Below are 6,499 nucleotides of genomic sequence, written 5' to 3'. Positions count from 1 at the left end.
CTCCCCGACCGTCGCCGACCGGTTCGCGACCCGGAACAAGCGGGCCCGCCCGCTCCCCTTCACCCTGGCGTCCATCGCGCTGCTCGCCTTCTGCGTGATGCCGGGCGCCGGCAGGCTCTGGAAGACCCTGCACGCGAAGGCCCTGCACACCGGCGCCACCAGCTGACGCCCACCCCGATGGCCGGCCCCCGCACCCGCGGAGCACCGGCCATCGGGGGGTGAACACTTCCCCGCCACCCGTTACCGTTTTCGTGGCTCCGCAACGGGGTCTCCGCCCTTCGGGCCTGGCATGACTTCCCCCTCCTGCTCTTGATCTGGGGCGTGGTGTCACTCACCGGGTCCGCAGGCATCGACAGGCCGCTGATGAAGGACTCGAGTACCGGCTCGTCCGAGCCGGAAGTCCTCGTCGATGCCAGGAGTCGGCGTCAGGACCGGAGCCCGCATCCTGATCGAGGTCGGCGTCGACAGCACCTTCCCGACCGCGGGCCACCTCTCAGCCTATGCGGGTCTCGCCCCGGCAACCCGGAACTCGATCTCCTCGATCCGTGGCGAACAGCCCTCCCGGCGAGGAAACAAACAGCTCAAACGGGCACCTTCCTCTCGGCGGTCGCCACCCTGAGCGACCCGGCATCGCGGGCCTACTACAACCAGAAGATCGCCCAGGGCAAGCACCACACCCAGGCCCTGCTCTGCCTCGCCCGACGCAGAGCCGGCGTCCCTTCGCGATGCTCCGCGACGGCACCTTCTACGAACCCCAGCCGGCCACCGGGACATGAACATTCAGCCGATCCTCACCAGTCACTCAGACGGGCAGACCGAACACGGCGCTGACCAGCGAAGCGGTGGCCAGAACACCACAAACGAACCTGACCATCGTCGGCGTGAGGAACCGATTGACCCCCACTGTGTTCGACATGAAGCCATGGATCCGCCACGCCGCATCACGATAGTTAAACGCCACCACCAACATGGCGGCACCGAACACCAGACCCCACCCGAGCTCTGCCCACGTAGCCATCGATCCCCCACACAGACGCCCACAGCCCAGTATCAATCCTCGCGCTCGACCAAACCCACAGGGGCACCCCGCCCCGGGGGGCGCCCCGCAACCCTGCGGGACTGTCCGCCAAACTCAAGCGCTACAGCCTGCCCGCCCGCGCAGCCCGGAACACGGCCATCATGCAAGCGCTCGCCGACCTGCCACCCGTCATGCTCTCCGACCTGATCGGCATCCAGCCGAGAACCGCAGAACGCGTCGCAGCCATCGCCAGCGAGAACCGGTCCGACTGCCTGGCCACGTCTCGTCCCGCACCAAACCATAGGACGGGACGTGACTGAAAGCAGTTGCAGGAGCGGCCCCGGGTCGAGGTCGTCCGGGAACATGAGACATGCATCCGGATGACTGGCACCTCACCCAGGACGTCGACACCTTCCTTGCCCGAGCTGGGCACTTCCTGCGCTCGCGCGCTGCCCTGCATAACACGCCGCTGACGGACATCGAGAAGCTGCGGGCACACAGGGCGGCCCAGTCCGACGACGAAGCCGCCATTTTCGGCCGACTAGAGTCACAGGGTGAGGTTCGCGCGATCTTCTATCTCACCCCCCTCGGACGTCTGGGCCTCACTCCACTCTCTGCCGCGCAGACCGACACCCTCGCTGCACACCTGGCCAGCCTGGGTCACTCACCCGCCCATGTCATCGCGGAGCACGACACCGCCGGCGCCTTCTCCGAGTCATGGCACAAACACACGGGCGCGGCGCCGGCACTTTTCTGGAAGACGCATCTCTACCGTCTCGGCACGCTCACCCCGCCGCAGCCGCGCCCGGAGGGCCAGGGCCGCCTCACGGGCCGTCAGGACCGTGCCCAAGTCGTGCGCTGGTGCCGTGAGTTCTGCGTCGACGTCGGGGAGCAGAGTTCCATCGACTTGATCGACGCCGGCTCCTGGGACGACTCGCGTTTCGGCGACAGGCACTTCATGTTCTGGGAGACCCGAGAGGGCATCCCCGTCTCGATGGCGGCCTCGACCTCGGTCATCGGCGGCATGGTCCGGGTGGATCCCGTCTACACCCCGGCCCGCCTCCGCGGCCGCGGCTACGCCGCAGCCGTGACGGCCGCGGCGAGCAAGGCCGCACAGACCGCAGGGGCGAGGGACGTCGTCCTGTTCACAGACCCGGACAACCCCACAAGCAACGCCCTCTACCAGCGCATCGGCTACGTCCATCTCGCCGACTTCGCCGGATACAGGTTCTCCTACGGCGCACCAAAGGCCGGATGACCAGCTCCCCTGGACAACAGCCCAGGAAGGCTCGCCCGCCGCTCCCGCATCAGCGATACGACGGGCCTTACGCACCATCTGCCACGGACCGCTGCGCGAATAGTTCATCGATCGAATGCGGCCTCTTCGCCAGCAGGCCCGCAGACCACGGAGGCCCTCGTCGGCGAGGTCACCGGCAGCCTCCAGGCACCCACCACCGCGCTGTTGGAACGCTACGACGCACACGACCAGCTCTCGTACACCGGCCGCACCACCACGCTGCACACGGCCATCCGGCACGCCCTCGCTACACCACCCTCGCCAACACGTCACATGGCAGGCCGTATGGTGTCCCGCCGACCAGTTCCACCCGTCAGGGGTTGAGCCGAAGCTGGCCCGCGCGCCTCAACTTTGTCCAGCCACTCGGCGTTGAGGCGCATGGCTGCCTGACCAGGCCGAACAGCGGGTGTGCTGCAGATCACAGGGCGTCGCCCAAGATTCTTTGCCGCTCGGCCCCTCTCTCGGGACCGAATAGTGAAGCTCCCGTTCAATCAGAAAGGGCAACACCTGTGGGACTCACTGACCCCGAGCGAGAGTGGTGGGATCAGCTTTGCGACCAGCTGTCATTGATACAGCGCTGGTATACAGAGACCGCCTACGTCCGCGGAGGCCGCGGCCGCATCGACGCAAAGCGCGTCGGGCTCCGCACTGATACAGCGCCAACCAGGTTCCTGCCCGTCAGCGCTGAAGCGGACGGCACGCTGCGGCTGACGGTAAACGATGCCGACGCTTCCCTGTTCGCCCTCCGCCCAGAACACCTCGTGACGAACGTCAAGCGATATGCCGTTGATGGACGCACGGTCTACAGCTTCGACGCCGTCGAACCGCCCCACGGTGCGACCGAAAAGGGCGCGCCAGATCTGATCCGGCTACTGAACGCTCGCGAGGGCATCCTGGAAGATCGGCCTTGGTGGATTCAGGACGTCACCTCACGTGTACTGCACTTACCGCAGAGCCCGCAGTGGAGCGAAGCCGTCTACACCGCGCTCCTCGGCAACTGGCCCGACCCACTGACGCATCAGCAGGAGCTCACCCCTCAGGCCATCAGCGTGCTGCGCGCCGAGGCCCGCACCTTTCACCGGCAGTCGACACCCCTGTGGCGACGGCGTACGCGGCACGGTCGGGTTCTGTCGCTCGACGCCGACCTGGGAGACGGCTACTGCCTACTCGACCTCTTGGCGGCACAGGCAAGCCCCCATCTGGACCTCGCCCACTGGGCGATCGACGATCAACGAATCGGGGCCCTGCTGCGGTCTCTCACGCCACTGGAGCGACGTCTCGTGCTCGCCCGCGCTGCGGGCGAAGCGACGACCTGGACCGAGGCCGCCATGGTCAGTCTGGTCGGCAACCCCCAGGCCGTCGGTGACCAGGTGCGCCGCAAGGTGCTACGGCTGATCAAAGAGCAGGAGCGGCGGCGCGAGCAGAGCAATGGCCTGTGGCTTTCCGGACGGAAGCAGGAGTCATGAGGCTGTGGGAGGACGCAGCCGCCGAGTTCTTCGGCGGCTGCGCTGCAGCAGGAGCGATCGCCCTGGTCCGCGCCCTCTTCCAGCGGCTGTGCCTCAGGCGTTCTGTGGACGAGGCCGAAGAGCCGGCGGCTCGTCGAAGGCGACGTAGATCTGGACCTGATCGGCCCGCACTCGCCGACTCGCGCCCGGAATTCAGGTGCCGCGCTTCCTGCGTCCCCCAAGCCGCCCAGCAAGACCCGTGCGCCGGGGGCTCGGTGGCAGGAGCGGCCGAAACCCGGGCATAGGTGAGTGCGGGCGTCGGCAAGGGCTGAAAAAGTGAACCAGTGGCGAACTCAGGTGCCGGGACTGGTTCACTTTCAAGCGTCGCCGACACAACCTGTACGAGCGGGCGCAGGGGGTTCGGCGTGGACCTGGACGGGTGCCTATCTTGGCTGGGCTGCCGCGTCCACGGGCACACCCATCTCCACCAGACGGACGCTATCGACATCCTCGACCACGCCCTCAACTGCCCCTGACACACGTACGGCAGCGGCGGCGGACGCCCTGGCGTCCGCCGCCGCCGCTGCCGTCAACTACTGCCGTCAACTACTGCCGTCAACTACTGCCGTCAGGTGACGGCATAACGACCTCAACAAGACAGGCGCCAGCCCCGTCTATTTGCTCGCACGAACATCACGAGCACTCCATGTGCCGACAAAGAAATACTCGACTTGCAGGTCCGCCGATGAGTCAGCCAGCCCGACCCCCTCCGTCATAGACAAGAGGTTGTGCACGATCCTTACGAAGCCATGAAGGTCAGAGGACGGCAGTCGATCAAGCCCTTCCAGGAAGATGGCGACCGGCGGCTCGCCTTCCGCCGTAAGGAGATCCCATAGGCGATCTTCGAAGGCTGCCCAGCTCCCGGCCCCCAGATCCGAGAATCCAAGCTCCGCGGTCAATTGCACCAGTACGGCCTCTTCCGCATTCTCTATTCCCAGCGGAAGGTGGACCTGGATCACGCGAAATCCAAGCTCTGCAACCAATCGCGCGACCAATTCCGAATCCTCTACGAGGAACGGCCTTGACTTCAGTTGCGGCAGTTCAGCGACCATGTCGACCCACAGCCTCGGAGGCTTCGACGATTCAGCATCCACAGTTCGCCCCTCGAAGTTGCACGAATCCATCCTTATAATGCCCCGTATACCAGACTTCGCCCCTGGCCCCGAATATCAATCGTCCACTGGCGGGCCGTTTGGATCCTGGCGCAGTCGGCAGGATATCCGTTTCGACGTAATATCTCGGAGGTGCCGCCGGAAGGCCCTCGCCGCCATAAATCCCAGGGCGCGCATGTCCGCAGGCGACGTTCGCCGAGCAGGTCGACGGGCTGACGTTCCGGCACGGCAGACGAAGTGCCGCTCTGCAGACAGTGCCTGAGCGAACTGGTAGTGGTGCTGGCGGGCCGTGCCGGCTCCCGGCCGGCACACACGCTCGCAGTCCGGGCGAGCCGGTCGACGCTGCTGCGGCTGTTACGCCGCCTGCCGGAACCCCAGGCACACACGTCGCGGGTCCTCTGAATCGATGAGTTCGCTCTGCGCAAGGGGCACAACTACGGCACGATCCTGATCGACATCGAGACGCACCAACCGGTCGAACTGCTGCCCGACCGGGCCAGATCGACGGTGTCCCAGTGGCTGGTCCACCATCCGGGCATCGAGGTGATCTGCCGCGACCGCTCCGTCGCCTACACCTAGGCCGGACGGATCGGCGCCCCGCACGCAATCCATGTCGCCGACCGCTGGCACATCTGGAAGAACCTCGTTGAAGCCGTCGAGAAGACGGTCATCCAGCACCGGGCCCTGCTACGCGAGCCCGAGCAAACGCCCCGATCCGCACCGCGGCGCCCCTGGACGCCACGGAGCTTGAGCCGCGTTGCCCAGGCGGGCCACGACAGTCAGGCCGCCTGTCCGATCGAGTGCGCGAGCAACACGCGGCCGTCCATGCCCTGCTCGACGAAGGCATCGGGCTGCGGCCGATCGCCCGTCGGCTCGGCCTGGCGCGCAACACCGTCCGCCGCCTCGCCCACGCGGCCACCGCGGACGAACTCCTGATCGGACAGTGGACGGGCCGCACCAGCATCCTCGACCCCTACAAGCCCTACCTGCACCAGAGGTGGACCGAGGGCAGCACCGTCGCGCGTCACCTGTTCGAGGAACTCCGCGAGCGCGGCTACGCCGGCGGCGAGAGCGTCGTGAAGAAGTACGTCCACAGACTCCGCGAAGCCATTCCGCGCGATGACCCGCCTCGCGGAAACCCCTGGCGCGTGGGCAGGGACAGCCGGGCCGGGCGCCCCGCTCCCTTCCACACCAGGAGACTCCCTTGCCCACAGCGTCGAAGATCTCGCGCGCCGTTCTCGTCGCCGCGGCGGTCGGCATCGTGCGCATCCTGCAAGCCGAGCGATACCACCGCCGGACCTACCTGCGTAGACGAGGCATCCACTGCACCATCCGGGACAAGGCCGGCCGGCCGCGTCACCGCAAGCAGCGCGGCTCCCGCGGCGGTCGGCCGCCGAAGTTCGACCCGGTCGACTACCGCGAGCGCCATGCGGTCGAGTGCGGCATTACTGACTTCGGCGTATTAGGGTCCGTCCGGTCTGTCGAAAGCGAGGCCCGTCTCGGCGAAGAATCCGTCGAGGATGCAGTGCCGGTACTGCAGCGCCTTGAGCCGCCTGCGGAGCAGAGT

General features: G+C 66.8%; 6 protein-coding genes and 2 pseudogenes. 4 read left to right on the top strand and 4 right to left on the bottom strand.

What is annotated here, in order from left to right:
- Window positions 1-403 precede the first annotated feature (403 nt).
- Window positions 404-776, top strand: a pseudogene (locus tag ABKA17_RS47755) (transposase); the annotation flags it as partial.
- Between the two features lie 26 nt (window positions 777-802).
- Here the strand turns inward: ABKA17_RS47755 and ABKA17_RS47750 are convergent.
- Window positions 803-985 carry a hypothetical protein gene (locus ABKA17_RS47750; protein ID WP_353698766.1) on the bottom strand — a complete coding sequence of 61 codons (183 nt, stop codon included), beginning with the start codon at window positions 983-985 and terminating at the stop codon, window positions 803-805.
- 403 nt (window positions 986-1,388) lie between these two features.
- Between ABKA17_RS47750 and ABKA17_RS47745 the strand changes: the two genes are divergently transcribed.
- Both ABKA17_RS47745 and ABKA17_RS47740 read left to right on the top strand, forming a co-directional pair.
- Window positions 1,389-2,276, top strand: a complete 888-nt coding sequence (locus ABKA17_RS47745; RefSeq protein ID WP_353698765.1) for a GNAT family N-acetyltransferase — start codon at window positions 1,389-1,391, stop codon at window positions 2,274-2,276.
- A 548-nt stretch (window positions 2,277-2,824) separates the two neighbouring features.
- On the top strand, window positions 2,825-3,781 hold the full coding sequence (locus ABKA17_RS47740) for a hypothetical protein (RefSeq protein ID WP_353698764.1): 957 nt from the start codon (window positions 2,825-2,827) through the stop codon (window positions 3,779-3,781).
- Between the two features lie 653 nt (window positions 3,782-4,434).
- On the opposite strand, the gene ABKA17_RS47735 is transcribed toward ABKA17_RS47740, so the two are convergent.
- The 3 genes from ABKA17_RS47735 to ABKA17_RS47725 all read right to left on the bottom strand — a co-directional run bounded on the left by ABKA17_RS47735 (window position 4,435) and on the right by ABKA17_RS47725 (window position 6,026).
- The gene (locus tag ABKA17_RS47735; protein WP_353698763.1) at window positions 4,435-4,914 is read right to left on the bottom strand and encodes a hypothetical protein; all 480 of its coding nucleotides are present in this window, start codon (window positions 4,912-4,914) and stop codon (window positions 4,435-4,437) included.
- Between the two features lie 372 nt (window positions 4,915-5,286).
- The gene (locus ABKA17_RS48065; RefSeq protein WP_502994558.1) at window positions 5,287-5,610 is read right to left on the bottom strand and encodes a hypothetical protein; all 324 of its coding nucleotides are present in this window, start codon (window positions 5,608-5,610) and stop codon (window positions 5,287-5,289) included.
- Between the two features lie 101 nt (window positions 5,611-5,711).
- Window positions 5,712-6,026: a hypothetical protein gene (locus ABKA17_RS47725; protein WP_353698762.1), complete on the bottom strand. Its 315-nt coding sequence runs from the start codon at window positions 6,024-6,026 to the stop codon at window positions 5,712-5,714.
- A 110-nt stretch (window positions 6,027-6,136) separates the two neighbouring features.
- Between ABKA17_RS47725 and ABKA17_RS47720 the strand changes: the two are divergent.
- Window positions 6,137-6,499, top strand: a pseudogene (locus ABKA17_RS47720) (hypothetical protein); the annotation flags it as partial.

This window comes from Streptomyces sp. RG80, from assembly GCF_040446465.1.
GTDB lineage: Bacteria > Actinomycetota > Actinomycetes > Streptomycetales > Streptomycetaceae > Streptomyces.
The sequence above is the reverse complement of the archived record's forward strand: the minus strand, read 5'-3'. Positions and strand labels throughout refer to the sequence as shown.